At 69.6% G+C, this 18,897-nt stretch carries 15 protein-coding genes and 2 pseudogenes; 11 read left to right on the top strand and 6 right to left on the bottom strand.

Features of this window, described 5'->3' with window-relative positions; all coding sequences use genetic code 11:
• The first annotated feature begins 300 nt into the window (after positions 1 to 300).
• Positions 301 to 1,980 (top strand): murein biosynthesis integral membrane protein MurJ, encoded by a 1,680-nt coding sequence (gene murJ, locus ABIA33_RS34705; RefSeq protein ID WP_370087526.1) that lies wholly within the window; start codon positions 301 to 303, stop codon positions 1,978 to 1,980.
• Positions 1,981 to 2,150: 170 nt separating this feature from the next.
• On the opposite strand, the gene ABIA33_RS34700 is transcribed toward murJ, so the two are convergent.
• Together ABIA33_RS34700 and ABIA33_RS34695 are read right to left on the bottom strand one after the other, a co-directional pair.
• Positions 2,151 to 2,714 (bottom strand): hypothetical protein, encoded by a 564-nt coding sequence (locus ABIA33_RS34700; RefSeq protein WP_370087524.1) that lies wholly within the window; start codon positions 2,712 to 2,714, stop codon positions 2,151 to 2,153.
• A gap of 298 nt (positions 2,715 to 3,012) precedes the next feature.
• Positions 3,013 to 3,441, bottom strand: a pseudogene (locus tag ABIA33_RS34695) (ATP-binding cassette domain-containing protein); the annotation flags it as partial.
• A gap of 103 nt (positions 3,442 to 3,544) precedes the next feature.
• Here ABIA33_RS34695 and ABIA33_RS34690 point away from each other — a divergent pair.
• Positions 3,545 to 4,324 (top strand): TetR/AcrR family transcriptional regulator, encoded by a 780-nt coding sequence (locus ABIA33_RS34690; protein ID WP_370087522.1) that lies wholly within the window; start codon positions 3,545 to 3,547, stop codon positions 4,322 to 4,324.
• 361 nt (positions 4,325 to 4,685) lie between these two features.
• On the opposite strand, the gene ABIA33_RS34685 is transcribed toward ABIA33_RS34690, so the two are convergent.
• The 3 genes from ABIA33_RS34685 to ABIA33_RS34675 form a co-directional block, all read right to left on the bottom strand.
• Positions 4,686 to 5,849, bottom strand: a complete 1,164-nt coding sequence (locus tag ABIA33_RS34685) for an XdhC family protein (protein WP_370087520.1) — start codon at positions 5,847 to 5,849, stop codon at positions 4,686 to 4,688.
• Complete coding sequence (locus tag ABIA33_RS34680; RefSeq protein WP_370087518.1) at positions 5,842 to 6,609, bottom strand: SRPBCC domain-containing protein; 768 nt, start codon at positions 6,607 to 6,609, stop codon at positions 5,842 to 5,844. Before ABIA33_RS34680 ends, ABIA33_RS34685 begins: the two co-directional genes overlap by 8 nt.
• 114 nt (positions 6,610 to 6,723) lie before the next feature.
• Entirely contained in the window at positions 6,724 to 7,746 is a 1,023-nt protein-coding gene (locus tag ABIA33_RS34675) for a LysR family transcriptional regulator (protein ID WP_370087516.1), read from the bottom strand.
• Between the two features lie 170 nt (positions 7,747 to 7,916).
• On the opposite strand from ABIA33_RS34675, the gene ABIA33_RS34670 reads away from it, so the two are divergent.
• From ABIA33_RS34670 to ABIA33_RS34630, 9 genes are all read left to right on the top strand, one after another.
• Complete coding sequence (locus tag ABIA33_RS34670) at positions 7,917 to 8,807, top strand: xanthine dehydrogenase family protein subunit M (RefSeq protein ID WP_370087514.1); 891 nt, start codon at positions 7,917 to 7,919, stop codon at positions 8,805 to 8,807.
• Positions 8,808 to 8,827: 20 nt separating this feature from the next.
• The gene (locus ABIA33_RS34665) at positions 8,828 to 9,331 is read left to right on the top strand and encodes a (2Fe-2S)-binding protein (protein ID WP_370087512.1); all 504 of its coding nucleotides are present in this window, start codon (positions 8,828 to 8,830) and stop codon (positions 9,329 to 9,331) included.
• Positions 9,328 to 11,700: an aerobic carbon-monoxide dehydrogenase large subunit gene (locus ABIA33_RS34660; protein WP_370087510.1), complete on the top strand. Its 2,373-nt coding sequence runs from the start codon at positions 9,328 to 9,330 to the stop codon at positions 11,698 to 11,700. Before ABIA33_RS34665 ends, ABIA33_RS34660 begins: the two co-directional genes overlap by 4 nt.
• Positions 11,697 to 12,692, top strand: a complete 996-nt coding sequence (locus ABIA33_RS34655) for an XdhC family protein (RefSeq protein WP_370087508.1) — start codon at positions 11,697 to 11,699, stop codon at positions 12,690 to 12,692. Before ABIA33_RS34660 ends, ABIA33_RS34655 begins: the two co-directional genes overlap by 4 nt.
• Positions 12,689 to 13,627, top strand: coding sequence for an AAA family ATPase (locus ABIA33_RS34650; RefSeq protein ID WP_370087506.1), 939 nt, complete (start codon positions 12,689 to 12,691; stop codon positions 13,625 to 13,627). The genes ABIA33_RS34655 and ABIA33_RS34650 overlap by 4 nt, the downstream gene beginning before the upstream one ends.
• Entirely contained in the window at positions 13,620 to 14,900 is a 1,281-nt protein-coding gene (locus ABIA33_RS34645; RefSeq protein WP_370087504.1) for a VWA domain-containing protein, read from the top strand. Before ABIA33_RS34650 ends, ABIA33_RS34645 begins: the two co-directional genes overlap by 8 nt.
• The gene (locus ABIA33_RS34640) at positions 14,897 to 15,928 is read left to right on the top strand and encodes a hypothetical protein (protein WP_370087502.1); all 1,032 of its coding nucleotides are present in this window, start codon (positions 14,897 to 14,899) and stop codon (positions 15,926 to 15,928) included. The genes ABIA33_RS34645 and ABIA33_RS34640 overlap by 4 nt, the downstream gene beginning before the upstream one ends.
• A complete protein-coding gene (locus tag ABIA33_RS34635) occupies positions 15,925 to 16,617 on the top strand; it encodes a DUF5134 domain-containing protein (protein WP_370087500.1) in 693 nt (230 codons plus the stop codon). The genes ABIA33_RS34640 and ABIA33_RS34635 overlap by 4 nt, the downstream gene beginning before the upstream one ends.
• A 481-nt stretch (positions 16,618 to 17,098) precedes the next feature.
• A complete protein-coding gene (locus tag ABIA33_RS34630) occupies positions 17,099 to 17,395 on the top strand; it encodes a putative quinol monooxygenase (RefSeq protein ID WP_370087498.1) in 297 nt (98 codons plus the stop codon).
• Between the two features lie 763 nt (positions 17,396 to 18,158).
• Here ABIA33_RS34630 and ABIA33_RS34625 read toward each other — a convergent pair.
• Positions 18,159 to 18,749: pseudogene (locus tag ABIA33_RS34625) on the bottom strand (transposase); the annotation flags it as partial.
• Positions 18,750 to 18,897: the final 148 nt, after the last annotated feature.

The following is an 18,897-nucleotide window of genomic DNA, read 5'->3' as shown; positions in this document are numbered from 1 at the left end:
TGGCTGGAGCAGTAGCACCGGACACCACTCGGAATCTCGTGCCGTGCGCGCTCAGCTCACACTGGACGGGCACGGCACGCGTCGCTCAGCGCAACTGCGCGATCCCGTGGGTTCCCGCCAGTCGGTGATCGCGCAGCAGGGATTCGACCAGGGGTTTCGCGATCCGCTTCGACGTTGAGACCCGCTGTGCTGGCAACCAGCCGCAGCTCCAGGTGGGTCGCCCCGGATGTTGACGTGGATGTATGCAGACGATCGGACGATGCTGCCAACGGGTGATCGTCTTGGGCCTAGATTGGGCGCATGGTTGAGCAGGCAGGGGCGGCACCACGGGCGGGGTCGATCGGGCGGGGGCGTCACGCGAAGCGGGCCACCGGCGCCGAGCCTGGCGGGTTGATCCGCTCCTCGGCGTTGATGGTGGTGGGTACCCTGGCCTCCAGGGCCACCGGGATGTTCCGGCTGATGCTGCAGGCGGCCGCGCTGGGAACGTTGGCGGTGGGTGGCTCCTACAACACCGCGAACACGTTGCCGACGAGCCTGTACACGCTGATCATCGGTGGGGCGTTGAACTCAGTGCTGGTGCCGCAGTTGGTGCGGGCCCGGATCGAGCACGCCGACGGCGGGCGGGCGCACGAGCAGCGCCTGGTCACCTTGGTGCTGAGCGTCCTCGCGATCGGCACGGCGGTCGCGGTGCTGATGGCACCACAGCTGGTAGGGCTGTACATGCCGGACTCGCCCGGCAATCACCAGCTCTTCGAGCTGACCGTGACGTTCGCCCGATTCCTGCTGCCGCAGGTCTTCTTCTACGGGTTGTTCTTCATGCTGGGGCAGCTCCTCAACGCCCGGGGAAGGTTCGGGGCGATGATGTGGACCCCGGTGCTGAACAACATCGTCCTGATCGCGATGTTCGGCCTCTACATGTGGCTGGTGCCCTCACCGGCCGGTGCTGCGGATGTGACGCCCGGCCAGGTGCGGATGCTGGGCATCGGCACCACGGTCGGCATCGCACTGCAGGCGCTGTGCCTGATCCCCTTCCTCGCGGGTTCAGGATTCCAGTGGCGCCCTCGCTTCGACTGGCGCGGCGTGGGCCTGCGCAAGAGCGTCAGCGCGGCCCGCTGGACGCTGCTGTTCGTACTGGTCAACCAGGTGGCCCTGACAGTGGTGACGCGCTACGCCAACGCCGCCGACGCACAACTCCCCCGGGCCGGGGCGGGCAACAGCGCGTACTTCTTCGCACAGAACATCTGGATGCTCCCGCAGGCAATCATCACGGTATCCCTGGTCACCGCGCTCCTGCCGCAGATGAGCCGGGCCGTGGCCGAGCACCGCCTGGACGATATGCGAGACGACCTGTCCCGGTGCCTGCGCGTCACCGCAGTGGCGATCGTGCCCGCCGCCTTCTTCTTCCTGGCCTTCGGCCCGCAGATCGCGGTCGTCATGTTCTCCTACAGCAGCGGCGGCGCAGCCTCCGCACTGCCCCTGGGGCAGATGCTGCAGGCCTTCGCCCTGGGCCTGATCCCGTTCTCCGCCCAGTACCTGCTGCTGCGAGGCTTCTACGCCTTCGAGGACACCCGCACCCCGTTCTGGATGGCCGTATGGATCTCCGCCTTCGACATCGTCCTGGCCACCGGCTGCCACCTGCTGCTGCCCGCACGCTGGGCCGTCATCGGCATGGCCGCCGCCTACGCCGCCTCCTACACGGCCGGACTGCTGATCACCGGGATGCGCCTGCGCCGCCGCATGGAGGGCCGCCTGGACGGCAAACGCCTGCTGCGCGCCTACGGCAAGCTCGCCCTCGCCGGCGCAACCGCTGGCCTGGTCGGCTGGGCCGCCGCCCACATCTGCGCCGACCTGGTCGCGTCACCCGCCGCAGGCTCTCTCCTTGCTCTGCTCGCGGGCGGAGGCGTGATGCTGGCACTCTTTCTGCTGCTGGCCCGCCTGCTTCGGATCAGTGAACTACGCGGCCTGCCCGGCCTCTCGTGACCGGTGCCCAACCCACCGCGTGCCACGGTTCCGCATACAGTGCCTGGTCGCCCTCGCCCAGGACGGGTAGGTTCCGCGTTGACCCAGGCATGGTCGGATGTGCCGGAGTCCAGCGCATCCCGGCGCACCTGCTCCAGGTAACGCCGCCTCGAGCGCGGCGCGGGCCGCAGTCAGGCCTGCGGCTGCGGCTCGACACCGTCCCTCACACCGGACGGGCGTCCAAAGCCCCACACTCCCTTGATCTCGCTCATCATTTGGCTGAGCAGCTGATACACCGGCGTCTCCGGCTCACGCAGACCGGTTTGCCACACCTGCTCACGGTCGCCGCACAGCGCGAAAGTCCATTGCTTCGCCTCGTCCAGCCACACCTCGAAGTCCTGGTCGGCATGGGAGAAACGCACAGTTTCGACGCCGTCCAGCAGGACGACCTCGCCGCTGAGCTTCTCCGCGAGCTGCTCGAAGCTCCAAGCCTTCGGCTTCTCCGGAGCCGTGTAGGAGACCGCGAGCACCGACGACAGCGGGCCGGCGACCAGATCGCCGTCCTTGTCCTCGAACTCGAAGCCGGACCCGCCCCCCGACCACACCGGCGCCCGCTCCCGCGCCTGCGCGAACTCCGCCGCGCCCACGGTACTGAACTCGTAGGAGTCCACCCGGAACGACCCCCGCGTGACCGCGTGCCAGCCATCAGCCAGCAGCACCGAACGCACCTCCGTCGTGACGATGTGCAGACTCATTTCCCGCCCTCTCGTTTGGCGCGGGCCGCCCTGTCGGCCCGCGCCCGCTCCGCCGCCAGGCGCTGCACCTCACGGTCCTGCTCCCCGCCGATACTGCCCGATCTGCTCCTCGGTCGGCAGACCCGGCTCCGGCTCCCGCAACGTGTACGCGGCCGGCACATGCGGCGCCACCGGCTTCGACCGCACCACGTGCCGACTGCGCTGGTTGCGCGGCATCCCATACGTCCGCCTCAGCTCAGCGCGGATCGCCGACGCCACCCGCGCCACCTGCACCACCTGCACCACCTGCACCACCTGCACCACCTGCACCACCGAAGACTGGCTGCCCGAAGCGCTTCAGCAGTTCGTCGGCCCGGTGCCGGGCTCCGCGGGCACCGAGGTGGTGCAGCCGGCCGACTTGGTGGAGGTTGTCCCGGCCGGTGATGCCCTCCTCGACGGCGGCGTGCTGTCCGGCCAGGCCGATGCTGCGGCGCACCTGGTCGGCTTGGCGGACGACGTCGAACCCGGCGACGCGGACTCGTCCCGCATCGGGCGTGGCGAGCGTGGCCAGGATGCGCACAGCGGTGGTCTTGCCCGCGCCGTTGGGCCCGAGAAGTCCGCAGACCGTTCCTGGGGGGACGGTCAGGTCCAGCCCGCGCAGGGCGTGGGTCTTGCCGAAGCGCTTGTAGAGGCCCTCGACGGCGATGGCCGGGCCATCGCGTGAGGTGTCGTATTCGGGCAGGCTCATCGGGGAGACCCTTCTAGGTACACCGTACGTAGAGATGCGTCGCGGTCAGACTACTACTACGTACGGTGTACGTGTCTAGACTTGCGACTCGAGGTGATCACCCATGCCGTCCAGCAGACCCGCACCCACCAACCCCGCACCCGCGAAGGGCACCCCGGGGATGATCTGGCTTCGCCCCGAACGCACCGGCCGGGGCCCGGAACCGGCGCACAGCCGCGCCGCGATCGCCTCAGCGGCGATCGCCCTCGCGGACGCGGAGGGGCTCGATGCGGTCTCCATGCGCAAGGTCGCCACCGCACTCGGCGCGGGGACGATGTCGCTCTACAACTACGTGCCCAAGAAGGAGCACCTGTTCGACCTCATGCTCGACGCATCAGCCGGCGAGTTCACGCTCCCCGACGTTCCGTCAGGCGACCCTCGGGCCGACCTCGCCGCGCTGGCCCGTGAGATGCTGGCCGCGATGCGGCGGCACCCCTGGCTGCCCGGGCTGTGCATCACCCGGCCCTCGATGGGGCCCAACTCCCTGCGCTGCACCGAGTTCTTCCTCGCCGCCCTGTCCGACTCCGCCTGGGACGGCGGTACCAAGATGGAGATGTTCGCCCTGCTCAACGGCTTCGTCTGCCAGTTCGCGCAATGGGAGCACACCGCGGCGGGCGGCGCGAGCACCCAGTGGCAGACCGACCTGGTCACCTACCTGACCGGCGTCATCACCACCGGCCACTACCCCCACCTGGCCGCCGCCCTCGCCGCCGGCAGCGGCGAGCCACCGCCCGACGCCGACACCGTCTTCGCACGCTCCCTCGACCGCCTGCTCTCGATGATCACCACACCACCGACAGCCGGTAAGCCAACCGGCCAGGACGCGAGCTGGAACTCGACGTGAAACGGACGGGCGGGGCTCACAAACCCAGGCCCCGTCGTCGCTGAGCACCCATCACCACTAACCACTTCGGAGCAACTCGTCTAGCGGTGGTGTGTTGAACCGAGCAGTAGAGATCAAGAGGTGACTGCCGGGCCAACCGCACGCTGGACATGATCGCCCTCCCCCGCATGGCCTGGTGACCCAGGACCCGCCCATACACCGAACGGCGAATGGCTGAAGGCACGTCCAAGTCCGACATCCGGCGGTGTTTGAAGCGCTACATCGCCCGCGAGCTGTTCAAGTTCCTGATCAGCAAGAGTGCTCATAGCGTCGACCTTCCGAGCGCTGCTCGACGTCCAGAAGAGCAATGGTGCGGTGCGGTTCAGCTCGCCCCGAGGCGGGCGATTGGACGTTCCCTGGTGGCGGCGCCGTGGATGGGACCGTTGGTGAAGGTGAGGCGGCGGCCGGTGCCGTCCCAGCGGGCGGCGATGATCTCTGCGGCGATGGAAACGGCGGTCTCGTGCGGGGTGCGGGCACCGAGGTCGAGGCCGGCCGGAGAGGAGAGCCGGGACAGTTGCTGCTCGTCTAGGCCCGTCTCGCGCAGGCGGGCGAGGCGGTCCCTGTGTGTGCGGCGCGAGCCGAGTGCGCCGACGTAGGCGAGCTTCGGCAGTTGCAAGGCAGTGGCGAGTAGTGGGACGTCGAATTTGGGATCGTGGGTCAGGACGGTTACTACTGTTCGGTCGTCGATCCGGCCCGCCGCAGCTTCTTCGGCCAGGTAGTCGTGGGGCCAGCGCACGATGACGTCGTGTGCGCGCGGGAACCGGGCGGCGGTGGCGAAGACCGGGCGGGCGTCGCAGACCGTGACCCGGTACCCGAGGAACGCCCCCAGGTCGGCGACGGCCGCTGCGAAGTCGATGGCCCCGAACACCAACATGCGCGGAGGCGAGACGAAGGAACCGACGAACACCGCCAGGTCGTCGCCTCTGCGCTGGCCCGCCAGGCCGTAGCGGAGCAGCGCTGTCGTGCCCTGGTCGAGCAGGCCGCGGGCGTCGACAGTCACTGCGGTATCGAGCGCGGCTGAACCGAGCGTGCCGGCGCAGTGGTCCGGCCAGACCACCAGCCGACGCCCTACCGCGCCCGGGTCGGCCTGGGGACCGGCAACGGTGGTGGCTATGGCCACGGGCTGGGAGGCTGTCAGGGACGCCATGACGTCTGGGAGTTCGGGGAACGTGCGGCGCGATACCGGTTCGATGAAGATCTCGAGTGTGCCGCCGCAGGTGAGGCCGACTTCGAAGGCCTCGTCGTCGCTGACTCCGTACGTCCGCAGAACCGGTCGGCCCGAGGTTCGCGCTTCTTGGGCCTCCTCGAATACCGCCGCCTCGACGCAGCCGCCCGACACGCTGCCGACGACAGTGCCAGCCGCCGATACGGCCATCGCCGCGCCGGGCTCTCGCGGCGCGCTGTGGAAGGTGTTGACCACGGTGGCGAGTGCGAAGGTCTCGTCGGAAAGGTACCAGGGATAGACCTCGTCCAGGACGTCACGCATGGCCACTCCTGCGGCGGTGGCAGCCAGGGCGACGGTGTCCTCGGAGCCAGAACGCGAGTGCGAGGGCGGCTAGCACGCCTGCGGCGACCGGGGCCAGCCGCTTGAGCAGCGCGCCGCGGGCGACATCCAGCAGGTCGAGCGGCTCGCTGTCGTCGGGCCCGCTTACGGGTGTAGCCCGCGCCGCCGCTTCGGTCGCCACTGGGGCGTTGGCCTGCGGTGCGGGCGCGTGGTTGGTGGACGCGTGTGAGCGCTCCGAACCTGCGGTCCCCGGCGCTTTGTCTGCTGGGACCGCCGGCTCCGGCCGCGCGGGCTTGCGCTCCGCTGCGAGCCGGTCTTCCAGGCAGGCGACGAATTGGTCCAGCAGCTTCTTGCTGATGTCCTCCATGACGCCCTTGCCGAACTGGGCCACCTTTCCGGTGATGCGCAGCTGGGTCTGAACCGCTACCCGGGTGCCGTCGCCGTCTGCGGTGAGTTGCACGGTGATGTGGGCGTCGGCGTTGCCCTGGCCGCGGGTGTCGCGTCCCGCCGCGTTCAGCCGCACGGTGCGGTTCGCGGCGTCTCGCTTCTCGAACGAGGCGACTCCCTTGTACTGCACGGTCACAGGGCCCACTTTGACCTTGACGGTCCCGTGGAACTGCTCGCCGTCGATGTCGGTGAGCTGGGCACCTGGCATGCACGGAACCAGCCGTTCGACGTCGTTGAACAGCTCCCAGGCTGGTTCCATGGGCAGGCTTACGCGGAACTCGTTGTTGAAGTCCATGGCGAATCGGCCTCCTTGCCCGCCCCCGCCCATGGGGGCAACCATCGGTGCGGGAGCGGGGGGCGTCAATGTGGTCTTCAACGTTCGCTTAAGAGCGCTGCCTGCGCCCCTCGGTCAGCTCCATAGGGTGACGTGCACGGTCGGCCGGAAGTGGCCCAGCGGCACGCCGGTCGCCCGGGTCAGCAGGCTCTGCACCGCTGCCGGTGTGGTCACGAAGCGGCACAGGGCGGATGCGGCCTGTGAGCGCCGTGCGTCGCGGAGCGCGCTGGCGTACAGCACTGCGTTGATCGGTGTGCCGGGGACGTCGAGCACGGTGAGGTCGCCTCGGCGCAGTTCGTCGCGGACCAGGTGCAGTAGGGCAATGGACAGTCCGTCCCCGGCGGCCACTGCGTTCAGAGCCGCGGTGGCGCTGGGGAAGATCGATGTGCTGTCGTCGCTGACGCCGTGGCGGGCCAAGAACGCCCCAGCTGGTGTGTCCAGGTCCAGTCCGCCGGGACCCAGTAGCCAGTGTTCTTTGCGCAGCCTGCTCACCGGGAGGTGAGGGTGGCTACCGACTGGTCGGTCAGGTGCTGCGCTGTGGGCCAAGGGACGAGGTCGGGCGGGCGCTGCGAAGTGGGCGGGCGAGGCGATCACGGCGAGGCGGATACGGAGGAAAGGGATGCGTTCGATGGTGTCATCGGTAATTTGGTCGTCGGTCGCGGCGCTGATGGCGACATCGGCGCGGCGGTCGCGCAGCAGCTCGGTGAGGAGCCCGGCGGGCACGGCGAGCGTGGTGGCCTCCACCTCCGGCTGGCGGCGGACGAAGGCCTCCAGCAGGGGCGGGACGATCTGCTCCGCGCTGGTCTCGGTGGCGGCCACCCGCAGGTAGGAGGTGCCTTCCCCGGCTTCGCGCACCCGTCGGCGGGTCTCCTCAGCCAAGCCCACGATCTCTGCCGCGCCGGCTGCCAGGCGCCGCCCGCCTGGGGTCAGCGCGATCCCGCCCGCGGCGCGCACGAAGAGCGGGTCGCCCAGCTCGCGGCGCAGCGCGGCGACCGCGCTCGAGACGGCGGGCTCGCTCACCCGCAGTGACAGCGCGGCGGCCTTCACAGAACCGAGCCGGGCCACCGCCACGAACGCCCTGAGCTGGGTGAGAGTCATGGTCGCCTCCCGGGCTTGGGCCTCATAGGGACCTCATAGGGATCAGCTGCGGCGGGCTCTTAACCATTCCCTTCAGTCACGGTTGACCCGCAGGTTCGCCGGGGTGACAGTGCGCTCGTGCGGTAACGCAGCCGGCTCTGAGATGGGCCCATGAACCGCAGGAGGCCGCCGTGCAGGTTCCCGCGTCATTCGAGTACCGGCGTGCGGAGAGCGTGGACGAGGCGCTCGCGCTGTTGGAGCGCTTCGGGGACGAGGCCAGGGTCATCGCCGGCGGGCACAGCCTTTTGCCGATGATGAAACTCAGGCTCGCCCGGCCGGAGTTCCTGGTGGACATCAATGACCTGCACGAGCTGGACTTCCTGCGGGTGGAGGGCGGGGAGCTGCGGATCGGCGCGCTGACCCGGCACCGCAGTCTGCTGGAGTCCGAACTGGTCCTCCGGTACTTCCCGATCTTCCGCGACGCCGAGCGGGTGATCGCCGACCCGCCCGTGCGCAACCGGGGCACGATCGGTGGGTCGCTGTGCCAGGCCGACCCGTCCGAGGACCTGTCCGCGGTGTGCGCCGCCTTGCGCGCCACGGCGGTGATCCGCGGCCGCGAGGGGCAGCGCTCGGTGCCCATAGCGGAGTTCTACCGGGGTCCCTACGAGACGGCGGTCGCCTCCGGCGAGATGCTGGTCGAGATCCGCGTCCCGATCCTGCCGAATGCGGGCAGCGCGTACGAAAAGGTCGAGCGCAAAGCCGGGGACTGGGCTGTGGCTGCGGCCGGCGTTGCCTTGGCGCTGGACGCGGGGCGGATGGCGCAGGTCGGGATCGGGCTCGCTGCAGTGGGCGGCGTGACGGTCAACAGCGTTCGGGCAGAGCAGGCGCTGCGCGGGCGCGAACCGTCGGAGGAGGTATTCGTCGAAGCCGGGGCGATCGCGGCCCAGGAGTGCTCCCCGGTCACGGACAGCAGGGGCAGCGCCGAATACAAGCGGCACCTGGCCGGTGAGCTCACCACGCGGGCGCTGCGCCGGGCCGCAGAGCGCGCCCGGCAGGCCGCCGATGCCGTGCCGGCACCCTGAGCGGGCGGAAGGGAACGACCATGCAGGTCACCATCGACGTCAATGGCGAGGAGCGCACCGCGGAGGTCGAGCCGCGGCATCTGCTGGTGCGGTTCCTGCGCGAGGACCTGGGTCTGACCGGCACTCACTGGGGGTGCGACACCAGCAACTGCGGCACCTGCGTGGTGCTGATGGACGGTGAACCCGTCAAAAGCTGCACTGTCCTGGCTGCCATGGCGTCCGGGCACCAGGTGCGTACCGTCGAGAGTTTGGAGACCGCTGACGGCCTCGACCCGGTACAGCAGGGCTTCATCGAGAAACACGGCCTGCAGTGCGGCTTCTGCACCCCGGGCATGATGCTGACCGCCCGGGCGCTGCTTGACCGCAACCCTGACCCCTCCGAGCAGGAGATCCGCGAGGCCATCTCCGGCCAGCTGTGCCGGTGCACCGGCTACCTGAACATCATCCGTGCCATCCAATGGGCCGCGCAGCACCCGGCGCAGCGCGCGAGCGCCCTGGCCCAGAGTGCGGGGAGCGAACCGTGACCACCGTCGAGGAGACAACGCCCGCCGCGCCGCAGCGCCCGATCGGGTACGGCAGGTTGAAGCGCAAGGAAGACCCGCGCTTTGTGCGCGGCAAGGGCCACTACATCGACGACGTCCAGTTGCCGGGCATGCTGCACGGCGCCGTGCTGCGCAGCCCGCTCGCGCACGCCCGGATCGTGTCGATCGATACCTCTGCGGCCGAGTCGCACCCCAAGGTCAGGGCGGTGATCACCGGCGCGACTCTGGAGGGCCTGGGCCTGGCCTGGATGCCGACGCTGTCGATGGACACCCAGGCCGTGCTCGCGACCGACAAGGTCCGCTTCCAGGGCCAGGAGGTCGCCTTCGTCGTCGCCGACGACCACTACGCGGCTCGCGACGCCATCGAGTTGATTGACGTCGAGTACGAGCCGCTGGACCCGGTGATCGACGCCCGGCACGCCCTGGACCCCGGTGCTCCGGTCATCCGTGACGACCAGGAAGGCCGGACCGACAACCATATCTTCGACTGGGAGGCGGGCGACAAAGCGGCCACCGACGCGGTATTCGCGCGCGCCGACGTGGTCGTCGCCCAGCAGATGCTGTATCCGCGGGTGCACCCAGCTCCGTTGGAGACCTGCGGCTGCGTCGCCGACATGGACCCCGTGGACGGCAAGCTGACCCTGTGGTCCACGACCCAGGCACCGCACGCCCACCGCACCCTGTACGCGATGGTCGCCGGCCTGCCCGAGCACAAGATCCGCGTGATCTCCCCCGACATCGGCGGCGGCTTCGGCAACAAGGTCGGCATCTACCCCGGCTACGTGTGCGCGGTCGTCGGCTCGATCCTCACGCGCAAGCCAGTGAAGTGGGTCGAGGACCGTTCGGAGAACCTGATGAGCACCTCCTTCGCCCGCGATTACCACATGCAGGGCGAGATCGCCGCGACCCGCGACGGCAAGATCCTGGGCGTGCGGGTCAAGGTGCTGGCCGACCACGGCGCGTTCAACTCGACCGCGCAGCCCACCAAGTACCCGGCCGGGTTCTTCCACATCTTCACCGGCTCCTACGACATCGAGGCTGCCCACTGCGCGGTCACCGGTGTCTACACCAACAAGGCGCCTGGCGGCGTCGCCTACGCCTGCTCGTTCCGCGTCACCGAAGCGGTGTACCTGATCGAGCGGATGGTGGACTGCCTGGCGGTCGAACTGAAGACCGATCCGGCCGAGCTGCGGATGAAGAACCTGCTGCGCCCCGAACAGTTCCCCTACAAGAACAAGACCGGGTGGGAATACGACTCGGGCGACTACCCGACCTGCCTGCGCAAGGCGCTGGACATCGCCGGCTACGACGCGCTGCGCCAGGAGCAGGCCGACAAGCGCACCAAGGGCGAGCTCATGGGCATCGGCCTGTCCTTCTTCACCGAGACGGTTGGCGCCGGACCGCGCAAGCACATGGACATCCTCGGGCTCGGTATGGCTGACGGCTGCGAACTGCGGGTCCACCCCACCGGCAAAGCGGTGGTGCGGCTGAGCGTGCAGAGCCAGGGCCAGGGCCACGAGACGACGTTCGCGCAGATCGTCGCCGAGGAACTGGGCATACCGCCCGAAGACATCGACGTCGTCCACGGCGACACCGACCAGACCCCGTTCGGCCTTGGCACCTACGGCAGCCGCTCCACACCGGTGTCGGGCGCGGCGGCGGCCGTGGTGGCCCGTAAGGTCCGCGACAAGGCACGGATCATCGCCGGGGCCATGCTGGAGGTGGCCCCCGACGACCTGGAGTGGGAGAAGGGCCGATGGTTCGTCAAAGGTGATCCCAGCGTAGCGAAGACGATCCAGGAGATCGCCCTGGCCGCGCACGGCACCCTGGAGCTGCCCGAGGGCGTGGAAGGCCACCTTGAGGCGACCACCGTCTACAACCCGCCCAACCTGACCTACCCCTACGGCGCCTACGTGTGCGTCGTCGACGTCGACGCCGGCACGGGTGTGGTCAAGGTCCGCCGCTTCATCGCCGTGGACGACTGCGGTACCCGCATCAACCCGATGATCATCGAAGGACAGGTGCACGGCGGCCTCGCCGACGGCATCGGCATGGCCCTGATGCAGATCATCGCGTTCGACGCGGACGGCAACTGCCTGTCCGGCTCCTTCATGGACTACCTCCTGCCCACCGCACTCGAAGTCCCCGCCTGGGAGCTGGGCCACACCGTCACTCCCTCCCCGCACCACCCCATCGGCGCCAAGGGCATCGGCGAGTCCGCCACCGTCGGCTCGCCCCCGGCGGTCGTCAACGCCGTCATGGACGCCATCGGCGTCAGGCACGCCGACATGCCGCTCACACCCGCACGGGTCTGGCAGGCCATGCACGGAGGAGTGGAGGCACCCCAGTGAGACCGGGCACCGCCCTGGACCAGCGGATGGCCGACCTGAGCGCCCATCAGGTGCCCTTCGTCAAAGCCACCGTGGTCCGCGCACGGCGCCCGACCAGCGCACAACCCGGAGACACCGCACTCGTACTGGCCGACGGCCACATCGAGGGATTTGTCGGCGGCGTCTGCGCGGAGGCCACCGTCCGACTCCAGGCGCTGCGCCTGCTGCGAAGCGGGAAGTCACTGCTGCTGCTGATCTCCCCCGACACGCCGCAGACACCACAGTCGACCGAAGCGGAGCCTGTTGCGGCAGACAGCGGGGACGACGACACTCTGGTGGTCGCCAATCCCTGCCTGTCCGGCGGCGAGCTGGAGATCTTCCTCGAACCCCTGCGGCCGGTACCCACCGTGCTCGTCCTCGGCGACACACCCATCGCCCGCGCCCTTCTCGCGCTGGGCCCCGGCCTGGACTACGACCTGCGCGCCGTCGATGCCCAGGAGGTCTCCCCCCAGGACGTCGCCGAGGTCACAGCGGTCGTGGTCGCCTCCCACGGACGCGACGAGGAGCCCCTGCTCACCCTGGCCGCCCAGACCGCGGTGCCGTACATCGCGCTCGTCGCCAGCCGTCGGCGCGGCGCCGCCGTGCTGGCCGGTCTCGACATCACCGCCGAGCAGCGCTCCACGATCCACACGCCGGCCGGACTGTGGATCGGCGCGCGCACGCCCGGCGAGATCGCCGTGTCGATCCTGGCCGAGCTGGTCGCCTCACACCACGCCGTGCCCACGGGCACCCACGAGGAGCCCACCACGGCCCTGGCAGACAGCCAGAACATCATCAGTAACACGCTGGGGCCCGAGCCTCAGACCGCGACTGATCCGGTCTGCGGAATGACCATCGCCCTCGTCCAGGACACCCCCTACTCCGATGCCGGAGGCGCCCGGCAGTGGTTCTGCTCTGCGGGATGCCGCGATCGGTTCACCGACGACCCCACCCGCTACGCGGAAACACCATGAGCCAGGACGTGCCGGACCACGCCACCGGCGATGCCGGCCGACGGGCCGTCGCGCAAGTCGTGCCGGACGCGGAAAGCCTGCGTGCCGCGCTGGATGCCACCGGCTACCTCACTGACACGGGCCTGACCACCGCGCTCTTCCTCGCGCTGCGCCTGCCTCAGCCGCTACTGCTGGAAGGCGAACCGGGCGTGGGCAAGACCGAAGCCGCCCGAGCCGTCGCCGCCGTGCTCGGCAGCCCACTGATCCGGCTCCAGTGCTACGACGGCCTGGACGCGGCAGAGGCCCTGTACGAGTGGAACTACCCCCGCCAACTGCTCAGCATCCGGCTCGCCGAAACCCACGGCACCGCGCTGGCCGAAGCAGACTTGTTCACCGACGCGTTCCTGCTGCGGCGCCCCGTGCTGGCCGCCCTGACCCATCCGGGCCCGACCCCCGCCGTGCTGCTGATCGACGAGATCGACCGCGCCGACGACGACTTCGAGGCCTTCCTCCTCGAAGTGCTGGCCGAGGCGAGCGTCACCATCCCCGAGATCGGCACGGTCCGCGCCACCATGGCCCCGATCGTCGTCCTCACCTCCAACCGCACCCGTGACCTGCACGACGCCCTCAAGCGCCGCTGCCTCTACCACTGGATCGACTACCCGGACACCGACCGGGTAGTCGAGATCGTGCGGCGCCGTGTCCCCGGCACCCCGCACTCCCTCGCAGCCGACGTGGCAGCTGCCGTACGGCGGCTGCGGACACTGGAGATGCAAAAGCGGCCCGGCATCGCCGAGAGCATCGACTGGATCTCCGCACTCACCCTGCTCGGCGTAGAGCGGCTGAATCCGGCTGCCGCAGACCGCACCCTGGGAGCCCTCGTCAAGTACCGCGAGGACCACGAACTGGTGCGGGAGCACGGCATGGCCTGGCTGGTCGGCACGAGCGATGGGTGAGTCCTACGCCCGCCCTCCGGCCTTCGACCAGCCCTCCTTCGCCGGGCGTTTCGGCGAGGCCCTGCACCGGGCCGGAGTGCCGGTCACCCCCGAACGTTCGGTCCGGTTCCTGGACGCGTTGACCCTGCTGCCCCCGGTGGACCGGACAACGCTGTACTGGGCGGCACGGCTGGCATTCGTCACCGGACTCGAGCAGATCGAGCCCTTCAACCGGGTCTTCCGCCTGGTGTTCGGCAACCAGCCGGACCGCATCGACGCACGTGACGTGTCCGACCAGACTCGGGTGCCCGGACCCGAGCCCGTTCCGGGCACGCCCCCGCCCGACTCCGCCGCCCCGCCGCGCCCGTCGGCAACACAGCTACCCAGCGGCGACCCGCATCCAGACGCCACTGACAACCGGTCGCAGCGCTCGAGCGAAAGCGGCGCGCTGCGGCTGCTAGGAAGCAGTCAGGAGAGGCTCGCACACAAGGACTTCCGCACGTTCGAGCCAAGTGAGTTGGCCGAACTCGACCGCCTCCTGGACACCCTCGTTCTCAACCTCCCGCTTCGCCGCACCCGACGCCGACAGGCCGACCCCCGTGGACGCCACGTCGATCTGCGCCGCACCCTGCGCCGGAGCCTGCGCACTGGCGGAGAGGCCGTCCGACTGGCCCGATCACACGGCCGACAACGGCATCGGCCGCTGGTGCTGCTGTGCGACATCTCCGGTTCCATGGAGCCGTACGCACACGCCTACCTGCGCTTCTTCTCACGAGTCTGCTCACGGGCGGGAGCGGGGCTGTCTGCAGAAACGTTCGTCTTCGCCACCCGACTCACCCGCCTCACCCCCGTACTGCGCCACTCCACACCGGACACCGCTCTGCACCAAGCAGGCCGTACCGCCACCGACTGGTCCGGCGGCACCCGGATCGCCCACGCGCTGACCGACTTCACCGACCGCTTCGGGCGGCGCGGGATGGCCCGCGGCGCGGTGCTCGTGATCTTCTCCGACGGCTGGGAGGGCGAGAACCCTGCTGCAGTGGGACAGCAGATGGCCCGGCTGACCCGACTCGCCCACCGCATCATCTGGGTCAACCCACGCAAGGCCGCCCCCGGCTACGCCCCGCTCGCCGCCGGTATGGCGGCCGCGCTGCCGTACTGCGACGCATTCGTGAGCGGGCACAGCCTCGCAGCGTTGGGCGAGGTCGTTGACGCCATAGCCGCACCGGACCATCACCAGCCCGGCGGAAGGGGCCGGCGCCGCCTATCCGCAACACCGGCGGAGCGCCGATGAGCGCGACCACCACCCACGACCGCAGCTCCACCGGCCCGACCCGCCGAAGCGCTCCCCACCCAGCGGGCTGGAGCCAACCCGCCGACGGCCGCCGACAGCTCCAGCTGGCACTTGCGGCACTATGGCTCCTGGACGGAGTGCTGCAGTGCCAGCCGTTCATGTTCACCAGCGCCTTCGCCACCCGGATCATCGCACCCGTCGCCCAAGGGAACCCTCCAGCGGTCGTGCACTCGATCACCTGGGCAGCCGACACCATCGGACGCCATCCAGGCAGCACCAACACGGCCTTCGCCGCGATCCAGCTGCTGCTTGGCATCGGCATCGCCTGGCGGCCAACGCTCAGACCGGCGCTCGCCGCCTCGGTGGCCTGGTCGCTGGCCGTGTGGTGGTTCGGCGAGGGCCTCGGCGGCCTGCTCAGCGGCACGGCGAGCCCGCTGTCCGGAGCACCCGGTCCTGTGATCCTCTACGCGCTCCTCGCGCTCCTGCTATGGCCCACTGAACGCACCGGCCCGTTCGAAGCCGCGCGCTCCGTGGGGACCAACAGTGCCCGGGCGCTCTGGCTGGCCCTGTGGATCGGCCTGGCGTGTCTCACCCTGCAACCGGCCAACACCGGGGCCGGAGTGATGAGCCAACTGATCGCGAGCATGGCCGAGGGGCAGCCCGACTGGCTGCGCGCGGCGGCCGGGCACGGCTCCTCACTGGTGGCACACCACGGCCTAGCGGCCTCGATCACGTTGGCGGCCGTGCTGACCCTGATCGCGGTCGCGGTCCTGCTGCCGCTGCCGGCCGCCCGGATCCTGATCGTCGTGGCAGTTCTGACCTCCGCGGTCGTGTGGATATTCGGGCAGGCACTCGGGGGTGTGCTCGGCGGCCAGGCGACCGACCCAGGCTCCGGCCCGCTGCTGACCCTGCTGGCCCTGGCCTACTGGCCTCGTTCCACATCACCCACCCCCGTTCGTCCGTCGGATCCAGGCCCACCGGCAACGGCACCCGGGCAGGACTATTCGGAGGCAAGGACAAAGCGATGACCAGTCCGGCTTGGCTCACAGACATGATCGCGGCGCTGATGCTCGCGACCGCGGCTTACTGCGCAGGGCGCCTGGCCGTCTCCCGACTGTGGCGGCGGCGCACCGAACCCGACGTTGACGCCGCCCACGTGCTGACGGGCGTGGCGATGGCGGGAATGCTCGTGCCTCGGCTCGACCCGGTCGGCGCACCGGTATGGACCATCGTCTTCGCCGTGACGGCGACGTCGTTTGCCACACGCGCAGGCCTGGCGCTTCGCCCGCACCTCCCGTCCGACACAGGGACAACGAGAGGCGCACGGCCACCGGGCGGCGTCCTGCACAGCCATCCGATCGGCCCAAGCCTGCACATCCCGCACGTGGTTCTGTCCGGAGCAATGCTCTACATGTACCTAGCGCCCCCCTCAGGCGCGAGCGGACCTGCGCGCGCGGGCGGCACCGCAGGAATGAGTGGCTCGGGCCATGTCGCGGCTGACAGCGCGCGGTACCCAACCATCACCCTGGTACTGGTCCTCGTCCTCATCGGCTACGCCGTTTCGGTCCTCGACCGAACCCCGCCGCGGCCCGTCCGCGCCGCGGCCCGGTCCCATGCCCAACGCCCTGTCCACGGGTTCCTCGCCCCCCGCGCAGCCAACTGCTGTGACATCGCCATGAGCCTCACGATGGTCTACCTGCTTGTCATCACTCTCTAGGACTCCTGAATAGACGGGTGGTGGGCACGGGAAGAATGTCGACGACCGTATGCGCGGTGGTAGGCCCGGCGCCCTCGGGGCGATCGTGGGTCGTCCTTGCCGCCGTCCGTCCTAGGAATAGCTCCTGGTTGCCGTAGACGGAGCAGTTCGGCACCACGGCGGGCGAGGTGCGGAGTCTCGCCGCTGATCGAGCTCCGGGTCGCGGTGGTGGTCCTCGCAAGCACCTGTGACTGCTGCGGGCACCGATGTTCAGACGCTGCACCGTGGCTGCACTTCGTGTTGGTCGACCTCGCGCATCTGCGGCGGTAGCCGGCGCGTCAGGACCGATCCCTCGGATGCCGCGCTCCGCCAGAGGCGGGACCAGGGCCGAGTCGGAACTTTCCGAGGTATCGGGTGCGTCGCCGGGCGGACAGGGTGCTCGGGACGTAGTTTCAGCAAGGTCGGCGGTGCGCCGGCCCACGAGCGTCGAGGAGTGGAGCGGATGATGTCCAAGATCGGCCTGCTGGCCCGCATCGAGGCCAAGCCTGAGTACACCGACCAAGTGGAGGCACTGCTGCGCAACGCCGTGGAACTCGCGCGCAACGAAGAGCTCACTGTCACCTGGTTCGCATTCAAGGAAAGCCCAACGGTGTTCGGGATCTTCGACACCTTCGAGAATGAGGAGGGCCGCGCCGCGCACCTGAACGGGCGGATCGCAGCGGCTCTGGTCGAGATCGCCCCCACCATGCTGGCAGTCGCCCCCGACATCCGGACCACTGACATCCTGGCCGTCAAATAGTTCCTTTGCCGAATTTCTCATCCCAACTCCTTGCTGGATACTCCGGCTCCGGCCTTCAGCCCGGAGAGGAAACGCATCCCTTGACCCGGAGCCGCGCCGCGGCGGAGCGCCCTTGCCGGTGCGTGCCTACAGGGTGGCCTGGCAGGTGCAGCTCGTACATGACGGCAGCAGCAGGTTGGGGTGGTAGCCGTCGCGGACGTTGACCCCGCGGGCGCCCACGGTTACCCGCGAACCAGCTCCGCAGGCTGGGCGGACGAGGCCGTGGCGTCGGCCAGGTGGCGAACCCGAGCGCGGCGGCAGTCCCCGGACCCGCGTGCGCGCCGAAACGGTCGAGATTGCACTGCCCGGCGTCGCTAAGATCCTGGGCGCGGCGCCTGTTCGGCGCCTCGTGGACGACCTCGGTGGTCCACGCCAGGATCGTGCCGATACCTGCCGGTTCTTCGGTGCCGCCGGTGATGAACGCCAGGATCGTCTCGTTGACCGGCATGGCGTGTGTAGGGGACACGCGCATCTGAGCAATCGTGTGCGCGTGACCATTGTGTCTCCCGGCCGGTGAACTTTCGCTGCGTCGGCGTGTTGCGAACAATCCCTCTTCGTCATTCGCCTCTGGCCGCCAGCAGTTGTCCCAGATTGGCGGTCCCGCCGTACCTGTCGCGCGCTTCTGGATTGGCACCGCGATGAGAACTACTTCCAGTGAGCCTTTTCCAACTTGATGATGCGGCAGGATGACTGCTGAGTCCGGCTGTACGAAGTGGTGAAGCTCCTGGCTGGCGTAGTGCTTGAACCACTCGGGCCCGGCGACCTGGACCAGCCATTCGGGGGCGGTGGCGGCGAGCCCGTTCAATGCCGCACGCAACGTTTCCGCCACCATCTCCAGCCAGCACAGCTCCCGCGCCGAGGACAGGACATGCGTGGAGTCGGTCCGGGCTTTCCCGCCAGCATTGAGCAAGTCCTTGTCGCGGGCAGCAGCCAGGATGCCGTCCAGCACCCGTCGTCCGGCATCCTCCTCGACCAGCCGGTCCCGGAACTCCGACAGCACCGAGAAGTCGAAGCCCGGATCAGTCAATTCCAGCCCGAGGGCGTACTTGAAGTCGATCCGCCCCCGCACCGCCTCCGCGGCCTGCCGGTCAGTGAGGCCCTCCACGAACTGCAACACCAGCACCAACGCCAACCGGCCCAGCGACCAGGCGGGTTTGCCCCGCGCCGGGAACAGATCGGCGAACTGCCCGTCAGTGAACAGCACCCCCAGCTCATCCCGGACCCGGATCGCCAGGCTTCCCTTTGGGAACGCCGCACGGGCCACCCGCACCGTCTCCGCCGGGACCACACCCGGCCCACTCGCCCGCAACGACACCTGCACCCCCGATGGCCCACCACCGCCGGCGGCCGACCCGCCCGACACGCCCCGGCGAAACCCCGGCTCGCCCTCCCGCCCGACCCGGCCACGACAGGCCTGAACGCCGCCGACACAGGGCCACGGCAGCCGCCAGGTCAACCAGCTG

It is taken from the genome of Streptacidiphilus sp. MAP12-16, assembly GCF_041262165.1.
In the GTDB taxonomy this organism is placed as follows: Bacteria; Actinomycetota; Actinomycetes; order Streptomycetales; family Streptomycetaceae; genus Streptacidiphilus.
Note: the sequence above shows the minus strand (reverse complement) of the source record. Positions and strands in the feature narration are given on the sequence as shown.

Excerpts from the sequence above, each read along its gene's own strand:
- ABIA33_RS34685 (WP_370087520.1), bottom strand. The coding sequence starts at position 5,849 with ATGCGTGACGTCCTGGACGAGGTCTATCCCTGGTACCTTTCCGACGAG.
- murJ (WP_370087526.1), top strand. The coding sequence starts at position 301 with ATGGTTGAGCAGGCAGGGGCGGCACCACGGGCGGGGTCGATCGGGCGG.
- ABIA33_RS34645 (WP_370087504.1), top strand. The coding sequence starts at position 13,620 with ATGGGTGAGTCCTACGCCCGCCCTCCGGCCTTCGACCAGCCCTCCTTC.
- ABIA33_RS34640 (WP_370087502.1), top strand. The coding sequence starts at position 14,897 with ATGAGCGCGACCACCACCCACGACCGCAGCTCCACCGGCCCGACCCGC.
- ABIA33_RS34665 (WP_370087512.1), top strand. The coding sequence starts at position 8,828 with ATGCAGGTCACCATCGACGTCAATGGCGAGGAGCGCACCGCGGAGGTC.
- ABIA33_RS34630 (WP_370087498.1), top strand. The coding sequence starts at position 17,099 with ATGATGTCCAAGATCGGCCTGCTGGCCCGCATCGAGGCCAAGCCTGAG.
- ABIA33_RS34675 (WP_370087516.1), bottom strand. The coding sequence starts at position 7,746 with ATGACTCTCACCCAGCTCAGGGCGTTCGTGGCGGTGGCCCGGCTCGGT.
- ABIA33_RS34635 (WP_370087500.1), top strand. The coding sequence starts at position 15,925 with ATGACCAGTCCGGCTTGGCTCACAGACATGATCGCGGCGCTGATGCTC.
- ABIA33_RS34690 (WP_370087522.1), top strand. The coding sequence starts at position 3,545 with ATGCCGTCCAGCAGACCCGCACCCACCAACCCCGCACCCGCGAAGGGC.
- ABIA33_RS34680 (WP_370087518.1), bottom strand. The coding sequence starts at position 6,609 with ATGGACTTCAACAACGAGTTCCGCGTAAGCCTGCCCATGGAACCAGCC.
- ABIA33_RS34650 (WP_370087506.1), top strand. The coding sequence starts at position 12,689 with ATGAGCCAGGACGTGCCGGACCACGCCACCGGCGATGCCGGCCGACGG.
- ABIA33_RS34700 (WP_370087524.1), bottom strand. The coding sequence starts at position 2,714 with ATGAGTCTGCACATCGTCACGACGGAGGTGCGTTCGGTGCTGCTGGCT.